Annotated in this window: 21 protein-coding genes; 5 read left to right on the top strand and 16 right to left on the bottom strand. The window is 74.2% G+C overall.

Going from position 1 to position 26773, the window contains the following annotated elements:
* Positions 1-95: 95 nt before the first annotated feature.
* The 4 genes from MLV88_RS14015 to MLV88_RS14000 form a co-directional block, all read right to left on the bottom strand.
* Complete coding sequence (locus MLV88_RS14015) at positions 96-1412, bottom strand: response regulator (RefSeq protein WP_243337729.1); 1317 nt, start codon at positions 1410-1412, stop codon at positions 96-98.
* Between the two features lie 173 nt (positions 1413-1585).
* On the bottom strand, positions 1586-2671 hold the full coding sequence (locus MLV88_RS14010; protein WP_243337726.1) for a porin: 1086 nt from the start codon (positions 2669-2671) through the stop codon (positions 1586-1588).
* A 34-nt stretch (positions 2672-2705) separates the two neighbouring features.
* On the bottom strand, positions 2706-3743 hold the full coding sequence (locus MLV88_RS14005) for a sulfate ABC transporter substrate-binding protein (protein WP_242335526.1): 1038 nt from the start codon (positions 3741-3743) through the stop codon (positions 2706-2708).
* A gap of 152 nt (positions 3744-3895) precedes the next feature.
* Positions 3896-5470, bottom strand: a complete 1575-nt coding sequence (locus MLV88_RS14000; RefSeq protein WP_243337725.1) for a CotH kinase family protein — start codon at positions 5468-5470, stop codon at positions 3896-3898.
* 229 nt (positions 5471-5699) lie between these two features.
* Here MLV88_RS14000 and MLV88_RS13995 point away from each other — a divergent pair, with 229 nt between their 5' ends.
* Complete coding sequence (locus MLV88_RS13995; protein ID WP_242335520.1) at positions 5700-6986, top strand: hypothetical protein; 1287 nt, start codon at positions 5700-5702, stop codon at positions 6984-6986.
* Positions 6987-6989: 3 nt separating this feature from the next.
* Here MLV88_RS13995 and MLV88_RS13990 read toward each other — a convergent pair whose 3' ends face one another.
* The gene (locus MLV88_RS13990) at positions 6990-8294 is read right to left on the bottom strand and encodes an MFS transporter (protein ID WP_242335517.1); all 1305 of its coding nucleotides are present in this window, start codon (positions 8292-8294) and stop codon (positions 6990-6992) included.
* A 156-nt stretch (positions 8295-8450) separates the two neighbouring features.
* Here MLV88_RS13990 and MLV88_RS13985 point away from each other — a divergent pair, with 156 nt between their 5' ends.
* Together MLV88_RS13985 and MLV88_RS13980 are read left to right on the top strand one after the other, a co-directional pair.
* The gene (locus MLV88_RS13985; RefSeq protein WP_242335514.1) at positions 8451-9197 is read left to right on the top strand and encodes an SDR family oxidoreductase; all 747 of its coding nucleotides are present in this window, start codon (positions 8451-8453) and stop codon (positions 9195-9197) included.
* A gap of 197 nt (positions 9198-9394) precedes the next feature.
* Complete coding sequence (locus MLV88_RS13980) at positions 9395-10606, top strand: hypothetical protein (protein ID WP_242335511.1); 1212 nt, start codon at positions 9395-9397, stop codon at positions 10604-10606.
* 46 nt (positions 10607-10652) lie between these two features.
* Here the strand turns inward: MLV88_RS13980 and MLV88_RS13975 are convergent, their stop codons facing one another.
* The 7 genes from MLV88_RS13975 to MLV88_RS13945 all read right to left on the bottom strand — a co-directional run bounded on the left by MLV88_RS13975 (position 10653) and on the right by MLV88_RS13945 (position 18566).
* The gene (locus MLV88_RS13975) at positions 10653-11312 is read right to left on the bottom strand and encodes a hypothetical protein (protein WP_242335508.1); all 660 of its coding nucleotides are present in this window, start codon (positions 11310-11312) and stop codon (positions 10653-10655) included.
* The gene (locus MLV88_RS13970) at positions 11309-12427 is read right to left on the bottom strand and encodes a DUF2332 family protein (RefSeq protein ID WP_243337723.1); all 1119 of its coding nucleotides are present in this window, start codon (positions 12425-12427) and stop codon (positions 11309-11311) included. Before MLV88_RS13970 ends, MLV88_RS13975 begins: the two co-directional genes overlap by 4 nt.
* 85 nt (positions 12428-12512) lie before the next feature.
* Positions 12513-13763: an MFS transporter gene (locus MLV88_RS13965; protein WP_242335503.1), complete on the bottom strand. Its 1251-nt coding sequence runs from the start codon at positions 13761-13763 to the stop codon at positions 12513-12515.
* A gap of 173 nt (positions 13764-13936) precedes the next feature.
* Positions 13937-15361, bottom strand: coding sequence for a type I glutamate--ammonia ligase (gene glnA, locus MLV88_RS13960; protein WP_242335500.1), 1425 nt, complete (start codon positions 15359-15361; stop codon positions 13937-13939).
* Positions 15362-15618: 257 nt separating this feature from the next.
* Positions 15619-17073, bottom strand: a complete 1455-nt coding sequence (locus tag MLV88_RS13955) for a sigma-54-dependent transcriptional regulator (RefSeq protein ID WP_242360354.1) — start codon at positions 17071-17073, stop codon at positions 15619-15621.
* A gap of 90 nt (positions 17074-17163) precedes the next feature.
* Positions 17164-18219 (bottom strand): two-component system sensor histidine kinase NtrB, encoded by a 1056-nt coding sequence (locus MLV88_RS13950; protein ID WP_242335494.1) that lies wholly within the window; start codon positions 18217-18219, stop codon positions 17164-17166.
* An 8-nt stretch (positions 18220-18227) separates the two neighbouring features.
* Positions 18228-18566 (bottom strand): P-II family nitrogen regulator, encoded by a 339-nt coding sequence (locus MLV88_RS13945; RefSeq protein WP_012099225.1) that lies wholly within the window; start codon positions 18564-18566, stop codon positions 18228-18230.
* A 297-nt stretch (positions 18567-18863) separates the two neighbouring features.
* On the opposite strand from MLV88_RS13945, the gene MLV88_RS13940 reads away from it, so the two are divergent.
* Both MLV88_RS13940 and MLV88_RS13935 read left to right on the top strand, forming a co-directional pair.
* On the top strand, positions 18864-19955 hold the full coding sequence (locus MLV88_RS13940) for an alpha/beta fold hydrolase (protein WP_243337720.1): 1092 nt from the start codon (positions 18864-18866) through the stop codon (positions 19953-19955).
* Between the two features lie 10 nt (positions 19956-19965).
* Positions 19966-21417, top strand: coding sequence for a sensor histidine kinase (locus MLV88_RS13935; protein WP_242354696.1), 1452 nt, complete (start codon positions 19966-19968; stop codon positions 21415-21417).
* 16 nt (positions 21418-21433) lie between these two features.
* On the opposite strand, the gene MLV88_RS13930 is transcribed toward MLV88_RS13935, so the two are convergent.
* The 4 genes from MLV88_RS13930 to MLV88_RS13915 all read right to left on the bottom strand — a co-directional run bounded on the left by MLV88_RS13930 (position 21434) and on the right by MLV88_RS13915 (position 26370).
* Entirely contained in the window at positions 21434-21955 is a 522-nt protein-coding gene (locus tag MLV88_RS13930) for a GDYXXLXY domain-containing protein (protein WP_242335485.1), read from the bottom strand.
* Complete coding sequence (locus tag MLV88_RS13925) at positions 21942-23249, bottom strand: DUF2157 domain-containing protein (protein WP_243337719.1); 1308 nt, start codon at positions 23247-23249, stop codon at positions 21942-21944. Before MLV88_RS13925 ends, MLV88_RS13930 begins: the two co-directional genes overlap by 14 nt.
* Positions 23250-23345: 96 nt before the next feature.
* Positions 23346-24845, bottom strand: a complete 1500-nt coding sequence (locus MLV88_RS13920) for a hypothetical protein (protein ID WP_242360351.1) — start codon at positions 24843-24845, stop codon at positions 23346-23348.
* Between the two features lie 79 nt (positions 24846-24924).
* Complete coding sequence (locus tag MLV88_RS13915) at positions 24925-26370, bottom strand: phospholipase D-like domain-containing protein (RefSeq protein ID WP_242360350.1); 1446 nt, start codon at positions 26368-26370, stop codon at positions 24925-24927.
* Positions 26371-26773: the final 403 nt, after the last annotated feature.

Below are 26773 nucleotides of genomic sequence, written 5' to 3'. Positions count from 1 at the left end.
ATCGCGGCGAGCTGTAATCGTGGGAGACCCGAGCCGGGACGGCGCGGAGCGAGCGGGCGAGCGGTGGGGCGAACCGCGGGAGCGAGCCCCGGGCCTCAGCTCCGGTCGAGGATCTTGAGCGCGAACATCCCGACCAGGAAGCCGTACACCGCGTGCTCGGGGCGCTGGGCGTGGTGGACGATCTCGGAGACCGTGCGCGTGCCGTCCACCCTGGGCAGCGTCTCCGCCTCCCAGCGCTCGAGCTCGACCTCGTGCAGCCCGTACGCCGGCTGCGGGCTCGGGATGAGCCGGTCCTCCGGGCTGAGCAGGCGGAAGAGCCGCTCCGGCTTGTAGAGCTTCTTCACGCCGCGGACGATGAGGTTCGCCGGGTGGAGGTCGATCTTGATCGCCTCCTGGGCGGCCCGGTCGGTGAAGTGCATCCGGTACTCGCCCTCCTCCCAGCCGAACACGGAGTAGACGATCGCCTTCACCTGCTGGGCGAGGTAGTAGATCTTCTCGGTGTCCTTGAGGAGCTTCATCTCCACCAGGATGTCGCCGGTGCGCCGGCCGGAGCGATCGGCGGCGGCCTGGCACTCCTCGAGCTGGGCGGTGGTGATCTTGCCCACGCGCACGAGGAACGGGCCGAAGCGGTCGGTGACGAGGTTCGAGATGGCGAAGCAGGGCCGCCCCTTCTCGAAGTAGATCGTCTTCTTGACCTTGCCCTTCTGCAGGGTCAGCTCGCCGGTCTGCTGCGCGAGGTGGAAGGCGGTGATGAGCTCGGGGACGTTGTCCTCGAGCCGTCCCTCGGTGCGGGACAGGTCGGGCCCGGGGCGGCTCGGAGGCGGGCGCGGCGGGGCGGGGCGGGGCGGCGGACGCGCGGGGCTCCCCACCGACGCGGCCGTCACCGTCTCGCCGCGGAGCACCGCCGAGACCTTGCCGTCCTCGGTGAGGACCACCTTGCCGGTGAGCTCCATCGGCTCGAGGGGCTCGTCCGCCTCGACCGCGACCTCCACGTCGAAGTCGTTCCCGTGGAGCGGCGGAGGCGCCGGGGTGCGCGTGGGCGCGGGCGTCGTCGCCGGCAGGAGCGCGCGCAGCGCCAGCACGAGCTTGTGCGCCTCGAACGGCTTCTCGAAGTACTCGGCCGCGCCGTGCTGGGTGCGCGCGTCCGTGGCGGCGCGGCCGCCCTTGAACACGCCCGTCATGAAGACGAACGGCACCCTCGCGTTCCGGAGCGCGTGGGCGACGTCGTAGCCCATCATGTCCGGCAAGAGGACGTCCACCACCGCGGCGGCGGGCTTCTCGGTCGCGACCTTGGAGATGGCGGTGTGGCCCTTGCCGACGGCGATGGGGGTCCACCCCTCGGCCTCCATCAGGCGGGCCAGCAGGGAGAGCAGCTCGGCGTTGTCGTCGACGAGGAGGATCTTCGGCCGCACGGTCCCGGCACGATACCGGTGGGGGCACATCGGATCAACGCGTGCGCCGGTGTGGCCGCGCGGCCTACCGGCCGCATCGCTCGCTCCGGAGGCGGGGCACGCGCCGCGCTCGCAGCGAAGGAGAGTTGGCCCCGGCGTCGATCCGACCGCCGGGGCCCGGGCCCCGCCCCGCCCTAGAAGATGACCTGCCCGAAGAGGACCGCCCGATCTCCGGTCCGCACCGCCTTCTGCGATTGATCGAGCTCGTAGTTGGCGATGAGCCGCGCCTTGATGGGCAGGAGGTCCACGTAGGCGCCCACCGTGTAGCGCTCGTTGCGATCGCCGGCGGTCGTGCGGTTGCGGTCGAAGCGCTCCGCCCGGAAGACCGGGCCCACGTTCCAGGGGGTCTTCCCGTACAGCCCCGCGTACCAGCCGCGCGCGAGCGCGTCCGAGCGCGCGCCCGTTGCGGCGGTGAAGACGTCGCGCTCCGACTGGATGAGCTCGGCCGCCGCGAAGAGATACGGGGTGTCGAGCGTCGCGTCCGCGCCGTAGGTCAGGAAGTAGAACGAGGTGTCGTCCACCGCGGCGCCGACGCCGTCGAAGCGGCCGTTCGCGCCGAGGCCGGCGAGCTGACGCCCGTAGCCGTACGACCCTCCCGCGCGGACGGTCGTCCTGCCGGCCGCGAACGAGAGCCCGGCTCGGCCCCACACGTTCTTCTCGTCGAGATCGTCGCGTCGGCTGGGGCCCGCGCCGTTCACCACCGAGGCGGCGAGGTCCGCGCCGAGCCCGCCGGCGATGCTCCACCGCCCCACCACCCCGAGGCCGAGGTCGCGCGCGTCGGAGCTCGCCGTGAGGCTCGAGGTCGTGGTGGAGCGCGCGAGCGCCGCCACCACGTACGAGCTCGTCACCCACAGGAGCTTCGTGTCGCTCTCCGGCTGCTCGTAGCCGAAGGGCGTCTTCCACTGGCCGGCACGCAGCTCGAGCCCGGGCAAGAGCGAGAAGCCCTGGAGCGCCGCGTAGGCGTCCTTCACCGAGGCGTCGGCGGCGTCGAAGAGGAAGGAGTAGGCGACGTGCGGCGTCACCTCGCCGCGCGCGCCGATGCGGGCGCGCCGAAGCTCCACGGTCGAGGTGGTCGCGCCGGGGGTGGGCGCGTCGAGGCGCGAGGCCTGGACGTTGAGCACGCCGTAGAACACGGGGGAGGTCTTCTCCTGCGCGCGGGCGGGCGGGGCGAGCAGGGTGGCGACGGCCGCGAGCGCGGCGAGCGAGAGGCGGAAGCTCATGGGTCTTCTCCGGGAGGTCTTTAGGGAACGCCGTTCACTGGCCGGGCGTGTAGATCTGGTCGAAGACGCCGCCGTCGGCGAAGTGCGCGGCCTGCGCCTTCTGCCAGCCGCCGAAGGCGTCGATGGTGACGAGCTCGAGCCTGGGGAAGCGGGCCGCGTGGCGCGCCGCGACCGCCGGATCGCGGGGCCGGTAGTAGTTCCTCGCGGCGAGCTCCTGGCCCTCGGGCGTGTAGAGGAACTCGAGGTACGCCTGCGCGAGCGCGCGGGTCCCGTGCCGGTCGGCGTTCCGCTCCACCACCGCGACCGGCGGCTCCGCGAGGATGCTCGAGCGCGGCACCACGATCTCGAACTTCCCCTTCCCGAGCTGCTCCACGGCGAGGAACGCCTCGTTCTCCCAGGCGAGGAGCACGTCGCCGAGCCCGCGCTCCACGAACGTGATGGTGGAGCCGCGGGCGCCCGAGTCGAGCACCGGCACGTTCCGGTACAGGGACCTCACGAACTCGCGCGCCTTCGCCTCGTCGCCGCCGCTCTTCTTCACCGCGTGCGCCCAGGCGGCGAGGTAGTTCCAGCGCGCGCCGCCCGAGGTCTTCGGGTTCGGGGTGATCACCTGGACGCCGGGCTTCACGAGGTCGTCCCAGTCGCGCAGGCCCTTGGGGTTCCCCTTGCGCACGAGGAAGACGATGGTCGAGGTGTACGGCGACGCGCGCTCCGGCAGGCGCTTCTGCCAGTCGACGGGGAGGAGCCCCCGCGCGGCGATCGCGTCCACGTCGTAGGCGAGGGCGAGGGTGACCACGTCGGCCTCGAGCCCGTCGATGACGGCGCGCGCCTGCTTGCCGGAGCCGCCGTGCGACTGCCGCACGCTGAGGTCCTGGCCGGTCTTTGCCTTCCACCTGGCGGCGAACGCCCTGTTGACCGCGTCGTACAGCTCGCGGGTCGGGTCGTACGAGACGTTGAGCAGCTTCGCCTCGCCCCCCGCCGATTCCGTGGCCCGTGCCGGCGCCGCGCCGAGCGCGACTGCTATGAGCGCGGCCGCGGCGGCGTTCCTCCACAGCTTCGATTCCCCTCTCGTCATGACACTCCCCTGGGTTGCGCGACGACCGAACGGCCGGACGTCCGTTATAACGGACATCCTAGATAACGGCGGGCCGTCCGGTCAAGCGGACGGTCCCGAGGGCGTGCGCCTGGCGGGCCTTTCAGCAGAGGAGTGGGGAATGCCGCAGGCTGCTAGTAGCGCTCTGCGAGGTAGGCCCAGCGGGCTGCGATCCACTCGCGCGCGTAGGCGACCTCATCCTCGTACGAGTGCCAGTCCGTGCGCCCAATGGCCTCGAAGTAGGCTCGCTGCTCGCTCCCCCAGCGCGCGTCGTCGCGCCACGCGGTCGCCGCGGTCTCTGCGACGAGGCGGTCGTACTCGGAGAGCACGGCGTCGCTGGGCACGCGCTCCCGGAGTGCGGTTCCCAGTCGCGCCCGCGTCAGGTCTCCGAAGGGAGGTGCGAGGAGGCGCTCGAAGAGGTGGTTCCTGTCGATGAACTCCGCCGAGCTCTGCGGGCTCGTTCGGAGCATCTGATAGTTCTGGCCGAGGCTTCCCGCGTGATCCCACACGGTCGCTCGCCAGGGGCCCGCCTGCGGATCGTGATACAGGAACGTGTTCTTGCCCACGCTATCGGTCGAGTAGGACAGCATCGCGAGCACCCACCAGTCGCGGAACTCGTCGACGCTTACCGTCTCGGGCAGCGCCGCGGCGAAGGTCGCATCGTCGGCCGTCGCGACGAGTTGCACGAAGGCGTCGAGATCGTCGAAGGCGCCGGGCTCCCCCTCGAGCGGCGTGCCCTCGTCCTTCTCGTACCCGTCGTGCCAGGTGACCTTCGGCTGGCCGTCCGGGCCGGTCTCGCGGAAGTTCGCGAACCAGGACATCGCGAAGTACAGGTTCCCGTCGCCGTCGAGGCCGTGCTCCTTGAGCACCTGGCCCGCGATCTTCTCGCTCATCATGTAGACGCCGCGGAACTCGCCGTTGAGGTACAGGACGGCACTCGCGGTGCGCACGTCGATGGGGTGGTCGGCGACGAGCGACCAAAGCCCGAGGGTGAGACGGTTTCGGATGAGCGTCTGATCGTCGAAGGTCGTGACGAGCAGGATCTTCTTGCGCGGTGGGAACCCGAGGACGGGGTCCGAGAATTGGGCTTCATCCGGAAATGAGAGCGTGAAGCTCTTCTTCGGGAAGTTCAGCGAGCTGGCGCCTCTATATTTCACCCTCAGCGAATAGGTGGTTCCGCGGTACGTGAGATTTGCAGGGACGTAGTCCAAGTCCGTGATCTCCGCGTCCACCCGCAGGTGGAACACGGGGAGCCCGTACTCCTCGGTGTATCGGGCCGGGTCCGGCGGGGTGTTCCCGGTCGCATCCCAGCGGTCCACGATCCCGACCCGGAGCTGCGCCCCGGCCTTGCCCGGCATGCGCACGGTGGCGAGATACACCCCCGCGTCGGCGAGCCCGGTCTGCCAGACGACCTCTCCGGCGCGCGGATCGAGCCGGGCCGCCGCGGGGAGCCCCTCCAGCACGAGGTCAGCCGGCAGAGCAGCGCCGTTCGCGCACCCCACGGAGAGCTGCAGCCGCTCCCCCTCCACGATCCAGGCGGGGCCCGCGAGCGTGATCTGGCACTCCGGCGGAGCCGGGGGCGGAGCGGGCATGGGTGGAACGACCGGATCGATCCCCGCTTCCGGCGCTTCCCGCGAGCACGCGAGGACGGCCGAGGCGACGGCGATCAGCACCAGCATGGGCGGGGTGGAACGCGGCGCTCGGGTCATCGCTCGTACAGCCTCCGAGCGGACAGGTAGTTGCTTGTGTGAGGGTGTGGACCTCCTCGCCCGGGCCGAGCCTCATCCGGACCGCCGTACTTTCTGAATCACGGCCCTCCCGATGCACCAAGCCGCCCGCGCGAGCAGCGTCGGTATCCCGCCCAGCCTCCCGAGGGGCGCGCCGGACGGGCGTCGCCTGGCCGACCCACCGCACGTAGGTTTCGCCGCGGAGGTCCCGATGCGGGCGAACGTGCTCCTGGCGGTGGTCGTTCTGTCGGCGTGCGGGAATCCAGGCGCGAAGGACGGCGTCGGGACCGGCAGCAGCCGCCTCTCGGACGCGGACGTGACCCGCCTCACCTGCGTGAGGGCTCCCGAGCTACCCGCCCCGGCTCCCACCGGCGGGTCGTGCGCCGGGATCACCGTCCCGGCGCTTCCCCCCGCGATCACCGCGAGCCTTCCCGCCTTCGGCGCGGGTGCGGTGTGCACGGCGGCCACCACCGATGGCACGGGCGCGGTCGCGGCGGGCCTGCTCTACGGGCCGACCTACGCCACGGGCGCATTCGCGGTCTGGAGGGCCGACGGCGCTCAGGCCTGGTACGCGGCGGACCCCGCGAAGCTCTTCGGGGGCGCCGAGGTGTTCGGCGGGCCGTCCGGCTTCCTCGCCTACCGCCACGCCTCGGGCGCGGCGACCTTCACCGCCGACGGACGGACGACGCCGGTCTCGGCGGATCCATGGCCGTCCGGCTTCACGCTCCTGCAGCAGCGTGCGGGCTATTCGGGGCCCTACGCGGTCGCGCCGGACGGCGCGGGCGGCGCGCTCGTCGTCTCCGCCGGGCCGGGGGACGCGGAGGGTGAGAACGGGATCTACGCGGCGCGCTTCGACGCCCCCGGCGCGCTGCGCGCGTTCTTCACGGTCGAGGTCTCGCGCCGCGAGGCGGACGCGCCGGTGCTCCGCTCCTCCGCCGCCCTCGCCGTCGGGGCCGATCCGGCCGGGCACATCCTCGTCCTCTGGTCGGGCGTCACGCCGTGCGCGCCGGGCGCGGTCGCCGCGCGCTGGTTCGATGCGGACGGCGCGCCGCTCGGGCCGCCGTTCGACGCGGGCGTCGCCGCGCCGGGGACGCTCGTCGCGCTCCTCGACGGGAGCCTCGCCCTGCAGGACGGCGCGGGCGCGTTCGTGCGGCGCTTCGAGGCGGGAAAGCTCGCCGGCGGCCCCGTCCCCGCGTGGCTCGCCGCGGCGGGCGGCGCCGCGCTGCACCGGGTGCTCGGGGGTCGCGCCTACGCGCTCGCGCGGAGCGCGCCCGACGGGAGCGGCGCCTGCGCGCAGACGCTCGAGATCGTCGCGCCGGACGGCGAGGTGTGCGGCACGCTCGCCCTCCCGGGCGCGGCCGCCTGCGAGCGCTTCCCCTGGCGCGCGCCGCCCGCGCCGTGGATCGGCCCGGACGGCACCCTCGTGCAGGAGGTGGCCGGCACGCTCGAGAGCGAGGCCGCGTGCACCTGGCGCTTCTGGCCCGCGGCGCTGCGCTGAACGTCAGCGCGCGGTGTCGTCTGGGAGCGGCGCCCCGCCGTCCGGCAGCGCACCGCGCGGGCGCAGGAAGAGCACCGCCAGCGTGAGCGCGGCCGCGGCGGCGACCACGCCGGCGATGGCGCGGGAGAGCGGGACCCCCGCGTCCTCGTGCAGTGCGGCCACGAGGGTCGGCGTGACCGCGGCGACGAGCGCGCCCACGTGGTAGGCGACGCCCATCGAGCGGGCGCGCACGTGCGGGGGGAAGAGCAGCGTGAAGAGCATGGGCGTCACGCCGGAGGTGCCCGCCCCGAGCACGCCGGCGAGGAGCGCACCCGCCCACAGGAGGCCGGGCGCGAGGCCGACGTGGAGCGGCAGCGCCGGCAGGAGCAGGACGAGCGGAATTGCGAGGGCGGGGACCACGCCGGCGCGGCTCGCGAGCCAGCCGCAGCCCACCGCGCCCACCATCATCCCCACGTTGAACAGCGTGACCAGCCCGGCGACGTCGCCGGGAGGCCGGCCGAGCTCGCCCTGCAGGAGCGCAGGCCACAGCCCGGTGAGGCCGTAGTAGACGGAGAAGCTCATCCCGAGGAGAGCGCTCGCCCAGGCGATCCGCAGGAGCACCCCCTCGCGCGCGAGCTCCGCGAGCGAGGTCCGCGGGCGCTCCCGCGCCGCGCGGCGCCACTCCGCGCTCTCCTGCACGAGGAGCCGGATCGGGATGACGAGCAGCGCGGGAAGCGCGGCCAGGAGGAACAGCGGGCGCCAGCCGAAGGCCGGCACCACCCACGCGTGTGCGACGCCCGCGAGGATGAAGCCAACCCCCCAGCTCCCCTGGAGCAGGCCCGACGCGATCCCGCGGCTCCGCACAGGCCAGCTCTCCATCGCGAGCGCGGCGCCGGCCGTCCACTCCGCGCCCATCCCGAACCCGAACAGCGTGCGGAAGACGAGCACCCAGCCGAACGACGGCGCGAAGGCGACCGCGCCGTCGCACAGCGCGAACCACGCGATCGAGATCATGAGCGGGAGCTTCCGCCCGACCCGGTCGGCGAGCGCGCCGGCCGCGAGCCCGCCCGCGAGCCGCACGAGCAGGGTGAGGGTGATGCTCCCCGCGGTCGCGACGTAGGTGACGCCGAACTCCTTCGCGATGTCGCGCATGGCGAGGAGGAAGATCGTGAAGTCGAAGCCGTCGAGCACCCAGCCGAGCCAGGCGGCGAGGAACGAGAGCCACTGCGGGCGGGTCGGCTCTCGCCACCAGGCGCCTCGGCCCGGAGGGCCCCTCCTGTGCGCTGGCTCCGGGAGGGCTGGCGCTGCGAGCCTGGGGTGCGTGGCCATGGGGCCAAGGCGCATAACCGGAGAGGCGGGCCGGCGTCAAACGCCTGCGTGCGCCGCCGCGTCGACGGAGCGTACGACGTCGCCGGTGGGGACGCGCCGCGGTGGGCGGGGACGGCGGGAGCGGCTGAACGACGTCAACGATGGGAGAACGCGCCGATGGAGCTGAGAGAGCTGAAGGTGATCGTCACCGGTGGTGCGCAGGGGATGGGCGCCCACTTCGTCCACCGGCTCGCCGAGGCGGGCGCGGTGGTCGCGGCGGGCGACGTGAACGAGGCGAAGCTCTCCGAGCTCCCCGCGGCCGTCCACCGCCGCCGCCTGGACGTCTCCGACGAGGAGGACGTGAAGGCGTTCGTGGCGTGGGCGGCGCAGGCGATGGGGGGCCTCAACGCGCTCGTGAACAACGCCGGAATCATCCGTGACGGGCTGCTCGTGAAGCGGGATCGCGCCACCGGCGAGATCACCACACTCCCGCGGGCGGACTGGGACGCCGTCATCGGCGTGAACCTCACCGGCGCGACGCTGATGGCGCGCGAGGTCGCCGCGACGCTGGCCAGGGCCGGCACGCGCCCGGGGGTCGTCGTGAACATGTCGTCCGTGGCGCGCCACGGGAACCGTGGCCAGTCGAACTACGTCGCGGCCAAGGCCGCCCTCGCGGCGAACACCGTCACCTGGGCGCGCGAGCTCGCGCCGTTCGGCATCCGTGTCGGCGCGATCGCGCCGGGCATGATCGAGACGCCGATGACGCAGGGCATGAACGCGAAGGCCCGCGACGCGCTCGTCGCGGCGATCCCGGTCGGCCGCATCGGCACGCCCGAGGACATCTGGAGGGCGCTCCGCTTCATCGTCGAGTGCGACTACTTCGACGGACGGTGCGTGGACGTGGACGGCGGCCTCGCCATGTGAACCGCCGGACCGACGCGCCCTCGCACCGCCAGCGGCCAGGCACTGGCCCGGTGGTCCGAACGCTCGAAAGGAGCCGGGAGCATGGGGTGCGCGCCCGGCCCCTCCGCCGCGCTAGCCTGCGTGGCACGGAGGGTCAAATGCGAAAGCGCCTCGCAGTAGCGCTCGTAGTGTTTCTCGCCGGTGGCTCGGCTCGCGCGATGCCGAACTTCTCGCGCCGAGAGGGCTTCGACTGCACCACGTGTCACACCACCATCCCGCGCCTGAACCGCTTCGGCTACGAGTACCGGAACTCGGGCTTCCGCACGCCGGACACCATCGGTGATCGGAAGCAGAAGGACCTGCCGGACTTCGGCACGATGTTCGCCGCCCGGCTGCAGACCGAGCCGAGCTTCGTGCGGACCCGCACGGGCGGGACCACCACCAACCGCGGCCAGATCTCGTACTTCGAGACCACGCTGTATCCGCTCGTCGGCTCGTTCGGCCGCTGGTGGTCGTCGGAGGGCGAGCTCTCCTTCGCGCCGGGCGAGGGGTTCGAGGTCGAGAACGCCTACGTGCGCGCGACGTTCGGGAGCGCGGCGAGCCGCTTCAACGCGCGGGTCGGCGTGTTCCACCCGTGGGAGGGCTACGGCGCGAGCGATCGGCCGATCACCATCAACCGCCCCCTGTTCCAGCGCGTGCCGGCGCGCTACGGCGCCGGGGCCGGGAACACCTTCTTCACGCTGTGGGGGTTCGATCAGGCGGGCATCGAGCTCGGCTACACGTTCGCGGGCTTCAACATCGCAGCGAGCGTGCTGAACGGCCTCGTCGTCCGGGAGGAGGAGGGACGGTTCATCGCCGATCCCTTCCAGGGCGGCGCGCTGTCTCGCGCGAACGACGATCCGAACTACAACTCGAAGGACTACCAGGTATTCGCGAACCAGTTCTTCGGCGACGCGGCGCTGAGCGCGCACTACTACCACGGCAAGCTCACCGTGCCGACGGGCACGGTGGCGGCGCCCGGCCCGGAGTTCACCGACAAGTTCGACCGCCTGACCGTGTACGGCACGCTGCCGCTGCCGCGGTTCGGGGGGGCTCGCGTGCCTCCGCTCTCGCTCCTCGGAGGCTACGTGGCGGGCTGGGACACGGGCTTCGCCGGAGGCGCGACGGGCGGCAAGTCGCGCTCGAACGGCGCGTTCGGGGAGGTGTTCGCCTCCGTGACGCCGATGGTGGGCGCGGCCGTGCGCTACGACTGGTTCGACCCCTCGAACAAGAGCTCGTCGAACGAGCAGCAGGCGGTGGTGGGCGCCGTCAACGTCGCGGCGCTCAACGGCGCCCAGGGCATCCTCGAGTACCGCCACCGCCTGAACGAAGGGGCCGCGACGAACACCAACACGGACGAGGTGCGGCTCCGCCTCATCTACATCTTCTAGCTAACGCGAGAACGGGGGCGGCGCGACGGCGCCGCCTCCGGCGCGCTCATCGCGCGAGCACCCCGTCCACGCCCGCGGTGGCGTGGAAGGCGACGTTCGGGACGCGCGCGCTCCCGTTCGCGATCGGGACGCCGACGTAGGCGCCGACGACGCGTCCGCCGACCGTGAGCCGGAGCCGATCGGTGCCGAGCGGCAGCCGCCCCTCGATCCCGGCGGCCAGCGCCGGCCCGGCGAGGTGCAACCCGAGGCCGAAGAGACCTCGCCCCTCGTCGAGCGCCTGCCCGCGGACGGTGCTCTCCGGGTGCGCGAGGACGAGGCCGCCGCCGAGGCGCGTCCAGACGCCACGAGCGACCTCGATCCCGTAGGACCCGACGAGCAGGTTGAAGCCGTGGGAGACGGAGAAGTCCTGCACCTCGGGCGGCGGGTTCTGCAGGTAGATCTTGTGGTGCAGGAACTCGAGCGAGATCTCGCGCCCGCCCTCGCGGCGGAAGCCGCCGATGCCGTAATAGATCGGGTTCTCGAACGGCCGCGTCGCCCAGCGGGCGCGCAGGTGCAGATCGGGCTCGCCGCGCTGACGGATCGTGAGCGGCGTCCGCAGGTTCAGCGGCCCGCCGACGAGGAGCTGCACGCCCCACTCCGCGCCGGCGGCAGGCTCCGCGGTCGCGAGGAGGGCGGCGGCGAGGAGGAGCTCTGCGCGCCCGGTCAAGGGTGCGCGGCGGCGGGCTCGCGCGCGAGGAGTGCCGCGAGCTCGGCGACCGCCCCGGTGCGCCGCGCGATGCGGGTCGGGTGGAAGCCGCAGCCGGCGAGGACGAGGTCTTTCACGGCGCCGGCCGGGGACCGGACGTGCGCGATGATCGCGGCCGGCTCCTCGGGGCCGGCCTCCGGCCCGGCCGCCTCGAGCTCCACCCACAGGGCCTGGCCGGGCGGCTGGGCCGAGAGCCAGGCCCGCATCCCCGCCGCGTACTCGGCGCGCTCCTGCGGCGGAAGGTAGTCGCGCATCACCGTCTGGTAGGCGAGCACGAGCGCGCCGCGCTCGGCGGCGGAGAGGACGTCGAGCCGCGCCGGCACCGCCGTGGCCGCCACTGGGGCGAGCACGGGCGCGTCCGGGCGTCGGAGCGCGAGCCGGTAGGCCCCGAGCGCCAGCTCGAGCCGGGCGAGCCGCTCGGCGTCGGTGGGCCAGATGCACGCGCGGATCCACTCCGCGTCCTCCGGCCTCGTCGCGTCGAGCGGCGCGGGATCGAGCCCGAGGCGCGTCACCGCGGCGACCCCCTTCGCGACCTCGAGCGGAGCGCCCGCCTCGTCCGTCCAGATCGCGGGCAGCGCGTCGGCGACGAGGTTCAGGCCCGCGCTCGCGCCGACGTCCACGAGCGCCAAGGGGCGCGCGCCGTTCGAGAGCCCCGCGAGCGCCGCGGGCCACAGCCACGCGACCGCCCGCGAGGTGTCGTTCGTCTGGAGGCTCCGCTCCGCGAGGGTGTCGAACAGCCGCTCGCGCGTGCCGTCGAGGGCGGCGCGCAGCGCGTCGATGGTGACCGCGGCGGCGCGCGGCGCGGGCGCGGCGAAGGCGGTGAACAGGGGGTGGCCCTCGCCCTCCTTCATCGCATCGTGGCGTAGCGCGGCGAGGAGCAGGAGCGGCCGCTCCCAGTAGACGTGGAACGTGCGCCGCTCCCAGGCGGCGGCCAGGAACCGGGCCGCAGGACCGGCGAGCGCCTCGGGCAACAGCTCGAGCGCCCGGACGTACGGAGCGCACCGCTTCACCGCGCTCCCGCGTACGCGCTCGAGCTCCTCGAACAGCCCGTCGATCCCGGTCCGTCGCGCGCCCATGCCGGCCTCCTCCGATCCCCATGCTGCGGACGGTCGGCCGATGTCGCCTCCCCGGTGGAGGGGGAGCACGGGCGACAGCAGCCACTCAGCCGGGCGGCGGTGCGTGCGCCCGGAGGGCGGCGAGGCGGCGGCGGCGCGGGCCCGCCGCGGCGAGGTGCAGGGCCGCCACGAGCGACCCGAGCGCGAGGCACAGGAGCCAGAGCGCCCGCGCGCCGAAGCGCGTCAGCACCTCGCCGCCGACGAGCGGCGAGAGCGTGAAGGCGACGCCCCACGCCATCGAGAACGCGCCCTGGTAGCGACCACGCAGCGCGGCGGGCGCGAGGTTCGCGACGAGCGCGTTCGCGGTCGGGAACCCCACCACCTCGCCCACCGTCCAGAAGAGGACGCCGGAACCATACACGAGGAGTGGACCCACCACCTGGCCGAGGGCCGTACCGACCGCGGCGTTCACCCCGAAGCCGAGGCCGAAGAGGAGCGCGGAGAGGGCGAGGAGGTTGGCGCCGTCCCGCCGCTGGAGCGCGGGCCCGAGGAGCGGCTGGAGCAGCACCACCCCGAACCCGTTCATCGCCATGAGCAGGGAGAAGCCCTTCGGGCCGATCCCGTGGGCCGCCATGTCGAGCGGCGCGGCGAGCTGGAACTGGAGGAACACCACGAGGCCGAGCAGGTGGAGCAAGAGGAACGTGACGAGCTGCCCGTCGCGGAACGCGATGGAGAGGCCCGCGAGCGGCGAGTGCGCCTGCGCCCCCGCCGGCCGGGTCTCCGGGACGCGCAGGAAGACGAGGGCGGCGAAGGCGAGGCAGGTCGTGGCGTCGGCGAGGAAGAGCAGGAGGAAGCTCCGCTCGGCGACGAGGCCGGCGAAGGCGAGGCTGATGCTCCAGCCGAGGTTCACCGCCCAGTAGACGAGCCCGTACGCACGGGTGCGGTCCTCGGGCGGCACGAGGTCGGCGATCGCCGCGTTCATCGCCGGCCGGTAGAGCTCGCTCGTGGCCGCCGCGAGGAACGCGAACAGCCCGAGGAGCCAGGGCGCGCGCAAGAAGCCGATCGAGCCCACCGCGAGCGCCCCGAGGCCCAGCGAGAGGAGCATGGTCGCGCGCCGGCCGATCGCGTCCGCGAGCGTTCCGCCGAGGGGGCCGGCGACGAGCACGCCCACGCCGAAGAGCGAGACGATCCGCCCCGCCGCGCTCGGGGAGAGGCCGCGCTCGCGCACGAGGTACAGCGCCAGGAAGATCCCGACGAAGCTCGCGAGCCGGTTCACGAGCATGCCGGTGAAGAGCATCCAGAACGTCGCCGGGAGGCCGCCGAGCGCGTGGGAGAGCCTGTTCCGGAGGGAGGCCAAGGCGCGAGGTGTAGCAGAGGGAGGCCACACCGTCACCCCGCGTGCGGCCCGCAAAAGAGAACGGCCGCCCTCGCGGGCGGCCGTGACTTGCCGGGGGGTGTAGGGGGGCAACGCCCCCCTACGTAGACACCGTCGAAGTCTGAGACATCTGACGCGCGCGCGCAGCGCGCGCATCAGATGTCGAAGTAGAGGGCGAACTCCATCGGCGAGGGGCGCATCCGGACGGGGTTCACTTCCTTGTCGTACTTGTACTGGATCCAGGTCTCGATCACGTCCTCGGTGAAGACGTCGCCCTTGAGCAGGAACTTGTGATCGCGGCGGAGGCACTCGAGCGCCTCGTCGAGCGAGCCCGGCATCTTCGGGATGTCCTTCAGCTCCTCCGGCGACATGCCGTAGATGTCCTTGTCGAGGGGCTGGCCGGGGTTGATCTTGTTCTCGATGCCGTCGAGGCCGGCCATGAGCATGGCCGCGAACGCGAGGTAGCCGTTCGAGGACGGGTCGGGCGAGCGGAACTCGATGCGCTTCGCCTTGGGCGAGGGCGAGTACATCGGGATGCGGATCGAGGCGGAGCGGTTGCGCGCCGAGTAGGCGAGGTTCACCGGCGCCTCGAAGCCCGGGACGAGCCGCTTGTAGGAGTTCGTGCCGGGGTTGCAGAGCGCGGCGAGCGCCGGGCCGTGCTTCAGGATGCCGCCGATGTACCACATGGCGAGATCCGAGAGGCCCGCGTAGCCGTCGCCCGCGAAGAGCGGCTTGCCGCTCTTCCAGATCGACTGGTGCACGTGCATGCCCGAGCCGTTGTCGCCGTAGAGCGGCTTCGGCATGAACGTCACGGTCTTGCCGTGACGGCGGGCGACGTTCTTGATGATGTACTTGAACCACTGGAGGTTGTCGGCGCACTTCACGAGCGACTCGAAGCGGATGTCGATCTCCGCCTGGCCGGCCGTGGCGACCTCGTGGTGCTGGCGCTCCACGTGGATGCCGACGGACTCCATCACCCGGCACATCTCGGTGCGGAGGTCCTGCTGCGAGTCGGTCGGGGCGACCGGGAAGTAGCCCTCCTTGTAGCGGGGCTTGTAGCCGAGGTTGCCGCCGGCCTCTTCACGGCCCGTGTTCCACTGCCCCTCGCCCGAGTCGACCTTGTAGAAGGCGTGGTTCACGCCGTGGTCGTAGCGGACCTCGTCGAAGATGAAGAACTCCGGCTCCGGGCCGAAGAACGCGGTGTCGCCGATGCCGGTGGACCTCAGGTACTTCTCGGCCTTGATGGCGATGTTGCGCGGGTCGCGGGAGTAAGGCTCCTTCGTGATCGGGTCGACCACGTTGCAGATGAGCGAGAGCGTGGGCTCCGCCATGAACGGGTCGATCACCGCGGTCTCGGCGTCCGGCATGACGAGCATGTCGGAGGCGTGGATCGCCTGCCAGCCGCGGATCGAGGAGCCGTCGAACCCGAGGCCGGCCTCGAAGACCTCCTCGGACAGCTCGTAGAGCGGGATCGAGAAGTGCTGCCAGATGCCGACGAAGTCCATGAACTTCAGGTCGACGTAGGTGGCCTTTCTCTCCTTCGCGAGGTCGAGGGCCTGCTTCGGCGTCATCTTCGGCATCGGGTCTTCTCTCCGTGAGTCGGTGGGGGGAACGGGCGGGGGGATAGCACGCTGCATGCCACGCCCCGGATCGCGAAGGCAGCCCTGATCCAGGCGGGGCCCGCCTCCTCCTGCGTGCCCGCTGGGCAGCGTGCTGCCCGGATCTCGGGCAGCGGGCCGCAGTCTGCCCCGTTCCCGGGCGCCGTTCCACGAGGGCCCGGCGGGCGGGCGCCTTCCCCGGGGCCGCCCTCGGCGAGTCCGGGCAGGCGGGCGGACGGCTACTTCGCCTTCATCCCCAGCGCGCGCATGCGCTCGCGCAGGGTGTTCCGGTTCATGCCGAGGAGCTCCGCGGCGCGGAGCTGGTTGCCGTTCGTGCGCGCCAGTGCGGCGGCGAGGAGCGGCGCCTCGAGCGTGGCGAGGGCGGCGTGGTAGCGGCCGCCCTCCGGCGCGGGCGCGTCGAGGATCGTCTCCACGAGGCCGTTCAGGCCGCGCTCCTGGCCCGCCGCGGCGGGCAAGAGGCCGGCGAGGTCCTTCGCGCCGAGGCGCGGACCGGCGAGCTTGAGGAGCGCGCGCTGGACGACGTTCTGCAGCTCGCGCACGTTGCCAGGCCAGGGGTGGCCCGCGAGGAGCGGCTCCGCGTCGCGCCCCAGCGCCACCGGGCGCCCCTTCAGCTGCTCGCCGTACTTCGCGACGAAGTGGCGGGCGAGGAGGATGACGTCGCCCTCGCGCTCGCGGAGCGGCGGGAGCCGGATCGGCACCACCGCGAGCCGGTAGTAGAGGTCGCGCCGGAAGCGGCCCTCCTCGACGGAGCGCGCGAGATCGGCGTTCGTGGCGGCGACGATCCGCACGTCCACCGCGAGGGGGCGGGTGCCGCCGACGCGATCCACCTCGCGCTCCTGCAGCACGCGCAGGAGCTTCGCCTGCAGCTCGATCGGCATCTCGCCGATCTCGTCGAGGAAGAGCGTGCCGCCGCTCGCGAGCTCGAACTTGCCGGGCCGACGCTCCACCGCGCCCGTGAAGGAGCCCTTCTCGTGGCCGTACAGCTCGCTCTCGATGAGGTCCTTCGGGATCGCGGCCATGTTGACCGTGATGAAGGGCCCGCGCGAGCGGGTCGAGTTCGCGTGGACGGCGCGGGCGACGAGCTCCTTGCCGGTGCCCGACTCGCCCATGAGCAGGACGGTCATCTCGGTGCGCGCGACGCGCCCGATCTCCTTGTAGACCTCGATCATCGCCGCCGAGCGGCCGATGAGGGTCTCCGGCAGCGCGATCTCGCTGTAGCGGCGCGGCTCCGCGTTCGCGTCGAGGTGGCGCTCGAGCCCGCCGGGCTCGGCCACCTCGTGGCCGTTCGCGCCCTCCGGCTCGGCCGCCGCGAGGTCGCGCACGAGCTTCTCGACGCGGGCGAGGTCGAAGGGCTTGCCGAGGTAGTCCGCGGCGCCGCGCTTCATGGCCTCGACCGCCGAGCGCATCGTGTCCTCGGCGGTCATCACCACGATGAAAGGGGAGTCGGAGCGCCCGCCGATCTCGCCGAGCAGCTTGAACCCATCGTCCCCGGGCAGCCGCACGTCGAGGAGCACGAGGCCGACGCCGTTGCGGCCGCCGCCGAGCGCGCGGAGCTTGTCGCGGGCCTCCTCGGCGCTGCCCGCCTCCTCGAACGGCACGCCCGCGCGCTCGCACGTGCGCGCGAGCACGAACCTCACGGAGGGTTCGTCGTCGACGATGAGGACCTTGCGCACCACGCCTCCGGTCAGGATCTGCCGCCTGGCTTAAGCAAGGACGGGGCCAGCGCGCCACGCGCCGGGCGGCCGCCGCCCCCTCGCGCGCCCTCAGACGTCGAGCGGCACGTAGACGTTCGCCTCGGCGCCTCCGGCGGCGCGGTTCTTCACCTCGATGCGGCCGCCGTGCGCCTCGACGATGCGGCGCGACACGGCGAGGCCGAGCCCGGTGCCGTGCGGCTTCGAGGTGGCGAACGGCGTGAAGAGCCGGGGTAGCATCGCCTCGGCGATGCCCGGGCCGTTGTCCTGGACGGAGATGCGCGCGAGCGGCCGGGTGCGCCCGCTCGCGGCGCGCAGCCGGAGCGAGGAGGCCGCGGTCTCGAGCACCACCTGGGCGCCCGCCCGGCCGGCCACCGCGTCGAGCGCGTTGCGGACGAGGTTCAGCATCACCTGCGTGAGCTTCTCGGCGTCGCCGTGCAGCTTGGGCAGCGACGGGTCGTAGCGCTCGACGAACGTGACCTTCTCGGCGCCCGGGATGCCGCGAGCGAGCACGAGGACGTCCCCCACCACGTCGTGGAGGTCGACCGGCCCGGTCTGCAGCGCCGCCGGGCGGGCGAGGTCGAGCAGCTCGCGCACGAGCCCGTCGACGCGCTTCGCCTCCCGCGCGATCACCGCCGCGTACTCGCGCGCCGGGCCCTCCGCCTCGCGGGCGAGGAGCTCGGCCGAGCCCTGCAGGCCGGCGAGGGGGTTGCGGATCTCGTGCGCGAGGCCGGCGGCGAGCGCCTCGAAGTCGAGCGCGCGCTCGGAGGCGCGCGGCACGCGCAGCACGATCACCGTCCCCACGCAGGCGGGGCCGTCGAGGAGCGGGCCCGCCTCGACCGACACCGCGATGCCCGGGTCCTGCGGGCTCGGGTAGTCGATCGACTGGCTCTCCTGCGAGATGCGCACGCGCTCGGAGAGGATCGCGAGTTGCGCGCCGCCGGGGAGCGCGCGCACCGGCAGGTCGACGGCGCGCTCGCGGCTGCGGCCGAAGAGCTCCTCCGCGGCGGGGTTGAGGTGCACCACCCCGCCGTCGGCGCCCACGATCACCACCGCGTCGGCGATCGAGTCCACCGCGGCGCGGGCGAGCGCCGCCGGCAGCGGGGGAGCCTTGCCGTTCCGGGACAAGCTCCCGCCTACAGCGCCTCGTCGCCGCGCTCGCCGGTGCGGATGCGGATGACCTCTTCCACGGGCAGCACGAAGATCTTGCCGTCGCCGATGCGGCCGGTCTTGGCGGCGCGCTCGATGACCTCGACGACGCGGCCGACGAGCTGGTCGGAGACGACGACCTCGACCTTCACCTTCGGCAGGAAGTCCACGACGTACTCGGCGCCGCGGTACAGCTCCGTGTGCCCCTTCTGGCGGCCGAAGCCCTTCACCTCGGTGGCGGTCAGGCCGGCGACGCCCACCTCGGAAAGAGCCTGCTTCACCTCGTCCAGCTTGAACGGCTTGATGATCGCCTCGACCTTCTTCACGGCGCACCCCTGTGGGTAAGTGTCTGTTTTTCCACGCTACGCCCGGCCCTGGCCGCCGGTCAACGCGCCCGACGGAACGGCTCCCGCCTGCTCACCCTGCGGGCGTGCTGCCTGGAATTCGAGCAGGCTGCTGCACGAGAACCAGACAGCAATCTTCTCACCGGCTTCGCTTCCTCGCGCGTCCCACGCAGAGACGGCCGAGTGCAGAGCTTCGACCGTTCGAGCGAGGGCCACGGGAGCCTGGGCTGCAACCGTCAGGCCACGCCCCGCCGCGCTCCCGGCTACAATCCGCGCCCGATGTCCGGCCCTCTCCTCGCGCTGCTCGCCGTCGCCGCGCTCGCGGTCCTCACCGCCCTCCACTACGCGTTCTGGCAGTGGCGTCTCGCCGCACCGACGGGCGAGGACGAGGTCGTCCCCGCGCGCACCGGCGACGGCTGGACGCTCGCGCTCGGCCGGCGCCGCCCGCGCGGCCCGGCGCGGCGCCCGCCGGTGCTGCTCGTCCACGGCATCGCCATGAACCGGCAGGCGCTCGACTTCGGCGTGGAGCGCTACTCGCTCTCCGCGTTCCTCTCCCGCGCCGGCTTCGACTGCTTCGCCCTCGACCTCCGCGGCCACGGCGGCTCGCGCCGGGGGCCGACCCGGCGCTGGGACCTCGACACCTACCTGCGCGAGGACGTGCCCGCCGCCCTGGACGCGATCCGCGACGCCACCGGCGAGGCGCAGGTCCTGTTCGTCGGCCACAGCCAGGGCGCGCTCCTCGGGATGGCCGCCTGCGCGCTCTACCCGGAGCGGGTCGCCGCGCTCGTGGCGCTCGCCGCGCCCGCCCACTTCGACGTCCAGGAGCGGCTCCGCGCGGTGGTGAAGCTCCGCCACCTGCCGCTCGGCGGGTTCCTGCGGCTCGGCTCGCGGCTGCTCGCGCCGTTCTCCGGCTACTGGCACCCCGCCGCGGCAGATCTCGCCATCAACATGCGGAACGTCGAGCGGCCCGTCTACCGGCGCATGCTCGCGAACGCGATCGAGAACCTGCAGCCCGGCGTGCTCGCCCAGTTCGCCGCCTTCGTGCGGGAGGACTCGTTCCGCTCCATGGACGGCAGTCGCGACTACCGCGCGCTGCTCGCGAGCGCTCGCCAGCCCGCGCTCTTCGTCTCCGCCGAGAAGGACGGCCTCGCGCCGCCCGCCGTGGTCGAGGCCGCCTTCCGGCGCTGGGCCGGGCCGAAGCGCTACTGGAGCTGCGGCCGGGACTACGGCCACGGCGACGTGCTCCTCGGACGGAACGCGCCGGAGGTGGTGTTCCCGATGGTGCGCGACTTCCTCCTCGAGCAGAGCGGCGCGCTTCCCGCCGAGGGCGGCGTGGCGGGGCGGTCGTCCGCCGCGCCCGTGCCGGGGTAGCATCGCCCCCGTGCGCCTCCGCTTCGCCCTCGCCGCGCTCCTGCCCGCGCTCCTCTCCCTCGCGGTGATGGCGCTCGTCGCCGACCGGCTCGCCCGCCGCGCGCTCGACGACGAGCTCTCCGCGCGCCTCGTGGTGGCCGCCCGCGCCGCCGCCGCCGCGCTCCCCGCCGACCGCGTCGCCCGGCTCGAGGCCGGCCAGGAGTCGACCCGGACGTACGGCCACATCCGCGCGCGCCTCCTCCCCGTGGCGCGCGCCACCGGGACGCGCCTGTTCGTGGTTCGCCCGGACCGGACCGCGCTCGTGGACTCGGAGGGGCGGATCCCCATCGGCGAGCCCGTCCCCGCGCTCGAGCGCGATCGCTTCGAGATCGCCGAGGCCGCCGCCGGGCGGGCGATGGCGAGCCAGATCCTGTTCGAGGGCTCGGATGGGCGGCTCTACAAGACCGGCTACGCCCCGCTCGCCGACGAGGCGGGCAACGTCCTCGCGGTGGTGGGCGCGGACGGCAACGCCGCATCCTTCGTGACGCTGCGCCGCTTCCGCCGGCTCCTCGGCACGGTGGCCATCGCCGGCGCGGTGCTCGGCGCGCTCGTCGCCGCGCTCGCGTCGCTCTCGGTCACCCGCCCGCTCACGCGCCTCACCGAGGCGGCCCGCCGCATCGCGCGCGGCGACCTCGAGACCCCGCTGTGGCGACGGGAGCGGCACGACGAGATCGGCACGCTGCGCGACACGCTCGAGGAGATGCGGCGGGCGCTCCGCGCGCGCGACGAGGAGCGCGAGACCCTGCTCGCCGGGATCGCCCACGAGGTGCGGAACCCGCTCGGCGCGCTCGACCTCTTCGCCGGGCTCCTCGCCGAGGAGCTCCAGGGCGGCCCGCAGGCGCCGCACGTCTCGCGCATCCAGAGCGAGCTCGCCGCGCTCTCCAAGGTGGTCGAGGAGTTCCTCGACTACGCGCGCGCCAGGCCGCCCCTGCGCGAGCCGGTGGACCTGCGCCTCCTCGTGGCCGAGGTGGCGGACCTCGCCGCCCCGCTCGCGGCGCAGCGCCAGGTGTCGGTCTCGTTCGACGGCGAGGGCGAGGCGAAGGCCGACCGCGAGCAGCTCCGGCGCGCGGCGGTGAACCTCGTGCGAAACGCCGTGGAGGCCGCGCCGGCTGCGAGCGAGGTGGAGCTCGTGGCCCGCGCCGCCGACGGCGAGGCGACGATCGAGATCCGCGATCGCGGGCCGGGGCTCGCCCCGGACGCGCGGGCGAGCCTGTTCCGGCCGTTCTTCACGACGAAGGAGAAGGGCACCGGCCTCGGGCTCGCGCTTGCGAAGAAGGTCGCGGACGCGCACGGCGGGACGCTCGCGCTCGAGGAGCGCGAGGGGGGCGGGACGGTGGCGCGGCTCGCGATCCCCGCGGAGCCCACCGCTACGCGGACGCTCACCGGCCGCGCCCACCGCGGGGCCGGGGCGGCGCACGGCTGAACGTCCTCGCTGCGGCTCACTCGGCGAGCACGCGCTCGCCGTCGCGCAGCCTGAGGAGCGCGACGTTCCCCGCCCCGTCCACCCGCAGGTCGACGAGGGCCTTCCCCCGGCGCGCGCGCAGGGCCTCGTCCACCGCGGCGCGGCGGCTCTCCGGGACGTAGAAGCGCCCCGCCGAGACGATCTCGAGCCCGCGCCGCGTCATCACCGCGCGGAGCGCCACGCGCCCGCTCGCGCTCGCGGGCGGCGGCTCGCGCGCGACGCCCACGGCGCGCCAGGCGGGCACGGCGTGCTCCACCACGACGAAGGCCGTGTCACCCGGGGCGAGCTTCGCCTCGACGAGCCCGGGGGGCGACTCCGCGGCGTAACGGAGGGTGGCGTAGTAGCCGGAGAGGACGTCGAAGGGATCGAACGGCACGGTCTCGAGCGTCACCACCGTGCCGTCGAGGCGCGCGCGCACCTGGCGGAGGGGGATCGCCGCCAGGATGGCGACCTGCAGGGCGAGGACGGCGGCGAGCCGCAGGGGGCTACGCGAGCGCATGGTCCACCTCCTCGCGCTGGGCGCGGCGCCGCTCGAACGCGACGCCGGCCACGAGGACCAGGACGCCGCAGGCGATGAACGCGGCGCCCTTCAGCCACAGGCGCGTCTCGATCTCGAGGAAGCGGCTCGCCACGAGCACGCCCGCCACCGCCATGCCCTCCCAGAACGGCCCGCGCGAGAGCCAGGACAGCCCGCGCACGATGCGGCCGATGGCGAGGAACGCGAGGGCCAGGTTCGCGACGAGGGTGGCCCCGCGGCCGGCCTCGAGCGAGAGCCCCGCCACCACCGCCAGCACGGTTGCGGCGAGCAGCATCGCCTCGCCCCGGGCGAGCGGGTCCACGTCGTCGCGCCGGAGCCCCGCCGCGAGCCCGGCGCCGGCGGCGGCGAGGAGCGGCACGACTCCGAGCGCGAGGTCGCGCGTCACGCCCTGCTCGAGCCGCAGGTGGCTCGCCAGCTCGTGGAACGACAGGAGGTAGGCCGCGCCATAGAAGGCGAGCCGCCCGAGGAGGCGGGCCGCCGCGCCGAGCGGGAGCCGCGCCGGATCGCGCACGACGAGGGCCGCCGCCGCCAGCGCGGCGCCGAGCGCGGCGATCATGGGGAGGACGGCCGCGTCGGCGTGGAGCGCGTCGAGCGCGCTCGCGAGCGTGAGCGCGACGCCCACCGCGCCGACGACGAGGAGCGCGCGCGAGCGCGCCCGCCAGGCGAGGCCCGCGGCCGCCGCGGCGCCGGCGTGGCCGAGCGCGATCCCAAAGAGCCCGTGATCGCTGGCGAGCCCGGGCCCGAAGAGCCACAGCCCGCCCACCGCGGCGAGGAGGAGCTGCGGGACGCTATCGTAGAGGAGCGCCGCCGCGAGCGCTCCCACGGTGAAAACGCCGAAGGCGCCCCACCAGGCGCCGGAGACCTGGAAGATCTGGGCGACGAGCCCGATGCTCGCGCCGAACACGAGCGTGCCGAGCACCGTGAGGGCGTGGCCGAGCCGCTCCGAGCGGCCGCTCTTCCACAGCCAGAAGCCGGCGACGTGCGCGGAAGCCATCGCGACGCCGAGCGTGGCGAGCTTCGCGGCGGCGCTCATCGCCTCCCAGTGCCAGGCGACGAGCGACACCACGCCCGCGCCGACGAGCAGCGCGCCGAGCACGTACACCGCGAGGAAGCTCGGCCCGCCCGGCTCCGCGCGGGCGAGGTCGTAGCGCGCTGCGAGCGCGCGGGCGGCCTCGTCGCTGACGAGCCCCTCCGTGCGCCAGGCGGGGAGCTCCCGCCGCAGCCCTTCGCGGAACCCCCGGGATGTTCGTTCCATGGCGCCCCCTTCGCGGAGGCGAGCGTACCACCGCGGGAGCGGGCCCGGCGCGCGATGGCGACGCCCGCTTCCTGCGCGCGGCCGCGCACGCGCGCCTCAGCGCGCGGGATTCTGGACCGGCACCGGCGCCGCGCCGCAGCGCCCGCGCAGCCGCTCCGCGCGCTCGAGCCACGGCGCGCGCGCGACGTCGGACGCGTCCTCGGGCACGAGCTCGAGCGCGCGCTCCGCGGTCTCGAGCGCCTCGGGGCAGCGCCCGAGCGCCTCGAGCACGCCCGCGCGCGTGTCGAGGATCATGGGGTCGCCGGGAGAGAGCGCCGCCGCCCGCTCGGCGAGCGGCAGCGCCGCGCGCGCGTCGCCGCGGAGGAGGAGGTTCCAGGCGAGGTTGTTCGCCGCCATCGCGCTCTTGGGCGCGACCTCCACCGCCCGCTCGAGCGCGTGGAACCGCTCCGCCTCGAGGCCCGCGGGGCGCGCCGCCGCGGCGAGCCAGAGCCAGGCTCGCACGTCCTCCGGGTGGCTCGCCACGGCGCGCCGCGCGAGGGGGAGCGGCTCGAGCCCGTCGAGCGCGGCCTTTACTTGAAGTCCCAGCACGTGATCGGGATCCTCGGCGAGCGCCTCCTCCATCTCCGCCCGCTCCGCCGCGCCGGCGCGCGCGTCGCCGCGGGAGAACCGCGTGAGCGCGAGGCGCGTGGCGTGCACCTCGCCGGGCGAGAGGGTGCGCGCGCGCGGAGCGGCGCGCACCGGGTCGACCGGGACGGCGATGCGGGGGCGCTCGCCCCCGGGCGCGAGCGCCGCCCGCGCGTGCTGCAGGAGCGCCGGATCGAGCGCCTCGGGGTGGCCGCCGGCGGGATCCCAGGCCGGGAACACCTCCCGCCAGGCCCGGGCCGGCTCCTCGGCGCGCGCGAGGCGGCGGCGCAGCTCCGCGAGGCGCTCCGGCTCGCGCGCGAGGAGGTAGTGCACGAGGACGGTGGCGGTGTCGTGGTAGCGCCCGTCGTGAGGGCGTCCGTCCCAGGTGAAGAGCTCGGGCACGCTCACCGGGTGCGTGAGGAACCCGCGCGCGCGGTGCGCCGGCAGCGGCCCGAACACCGGCCGCCCCGTCTCGTCCCGCTCCGCCTCGGCGAGCCCGGCGAGCCCCTCTCCGAACCAGCGCGGCTGGCGCGGGTAGGCGTGGTACGCCACGACGTGCGTGAGCTCGTGGGCGACGAGGAGCCGCGCCGCGGGGCCGAGCGCGCCGGGCAGGACGATCACCGGCTCGCCGAGGCCGTTGTGCGAGAAGAGCGCGCGCAGGCCGGGCGGCGCGAACTCGTCGAGCTCCTCCGGGGTGCGGAAGGCGACGACGCGCACGAGGCCTTCGAGCCTCGGCGCGTCGCGGGGGAAGAGCGCCGCCACGACCCACGCGTGCACCTCCTCGAGCTCGCGCGCGAGCTCGACCGCCTCGCCCCGGCGGACGTCCGAGGAGACGACGAAGTGCTCCGTCGTGAGCTCGCTCCACGGCGGGCCGCCCCGCGCCGGGCAGACGAAGCGCGCCCCGGGACCGGGCGCGTGGGCGCAGGCGGCGAGGAGCGCCAGGCCCGCCGCGGCGGCGCGTGCTCGAGACATGCGCCCGGAGCATAAGGGCCCTCCCCGGTCGCCGGCTCCGCCTCCGCGGGGCACCTCCCGGCGCGGGAGCGGCGTCGGGTCACAGGTAAGGCGAGAGGAGCCGGGCCACGCCGTCGCGCAGCTTCACGGGCAGCGTACGGGCGTCCACGTCGGCGAGCGTCACCTCGCGGGCGCGCGCGATGCGCTCCTCGGCGAGCGCCTCGGTCCGGGCGGCGAGGTTCGGGTCGTAGCACTCCACCGCCAGCTCGAAGTTGAGCCGCAGGCTGCGCGGGTCCCAGTTCGCCGAGCCCACGAGCGTCCAGACGGAGTCCACCACCATGAGCTTCGTGTGATCGAACGGAGGCGGCGTCATCCACACCCGGCAGCCGCGGTCGAGGACCTGCCAGAGCTGCGCCGTCTGCGCCCACTGCACGAGCGGCAGGTTTCCCCGTTCCGGCAGCACGACGTCCACCGCCACCCCGCGCATGGCCGCCACCGAGAGCGCGGTGATGAGCCCGGGGTCGGGCAGGAAGTACGGCGTCACGATCCGCACGCTCCGCCGCGCCGTCGCGAGCGCGCCGAGGAGCACCCAGCGGATCGCCTCGAAGTCCTCGTCGGGGCCGTCCGCCACGCCGCGGGCCACCACCTCCCCCGCGCGCCGGATGGGCGGGAAGAACGCGTCGCCCTCGAGCGACTCCCCCGTCGTGAAGAGCCAGTCCTCGGCGAAGGCGCCCTGCAGGTGCGCGACCACGGGCCCCTCGACCTTCACCTGCAGATCCATGAACGGCGGTCCGCCGCCCGGCGGCGGGAGGAAGTCGTCGCGGACGTTCATCCCGCCGGTGAACCCGACGCGCCCGTCCACGACGAGGATCTTGCGGTGGTTGCGCAGGTTCACGAAGGGCAGGAAGGCGGGGGTGACCCGCGGGAGAAAGAGCTCGGTGCGGATGCCGCGCCGGCGCAGGCGGGTGTGCACGGGCGGGAACCGGTAGCGCGCCCCGACGGCGTCCACGAGGACGCGCACGGTGACGCCCCGCGCCTGCGCCCGCGCGAGCGCCTCCGCGAAGGCCTCGCCCGCGACGCCTGGGTCGAAGATGTAGGTGCAGAAGGTGACCGAGCGCCGCGCCGACTCGATCGCGGCGATCATCGCCGGATAGGCCACCGCGCCGCCGGGCAAAAGCTCCACGGAGTTGCCGGCGAGGAGCGGCCGGCGCACGACCGCGTCGCCGAGCGCGTGCAGGCCGGCGAGGTGCGCCGCCTCCGGCGCGAGCGGCGCCGCGGGCGCGGCCTCGTCCCCCGGCGCGCGCGCGCGGCGCTCGGGCAGCCGCAGCTCCTTGGCGCGGCGGCGGATCCGGTTCACGCCGAACACGAGGTACGCGGCGCCGCCGACCACCGGCGCGAGCCAGATGAACGCCACCCAGCCGAGCGCGGCGCGCACGTCGCGCTTGTGGAGCACGGCGTGCCCGCTCGCGACGAGCGCGATCACGAGCGTGAACACCGCCGCGGTGATGGTCCACAGCTCCTCGAGCACGATCGTCGATGGAAGCATCCTTCGACGCCGCGGTCGAGGGACGGTCGGGGGCCGAACGTGTGCGCCCGCGGTGAACGCCCCCAAACCGGGTGCAGAGATCAGGATGGTCCCCGACGACGCGGTGCTCGAGGCGCGCACTGTGGGTCGCGCGAGCGCAGGCGCAGCTCGCAGGGAGGGGCCCCGTCGCGAAGCGACGGGGAGGGATGCAATCCCTCCCGGCGGGGAACGGTCGCGAACCCGCGCAGCGGGCGCCGCCCGTCCCGGGCCCCCCCCCGCGCGGGGGGGGGCCCCCCGGCCCCCCGGGGGGGCCTGGTATGCAATCCCTCCCGGCGGGGAACGGTCGCGAACCCGCGAAGCGGGCGCGACCGTTCACGGGCCCCGCCGAGCGGGGGTAGGGCCCCGACGACGGCGGTCAGCCGTC

The organism is Anaeromyxobacter soli (assembly GCF_022808855.1).
Classification (GTDB): Bacteria; Myxococcota; Myxococcia; order Myxococcales; family Anaeromyxobacteraceae; genus Anaeromyxobacter; species Anaeromyxobacter soli.
This window is presented reverse-complemented; position numbering and strand designations above follow the sequence as displayed.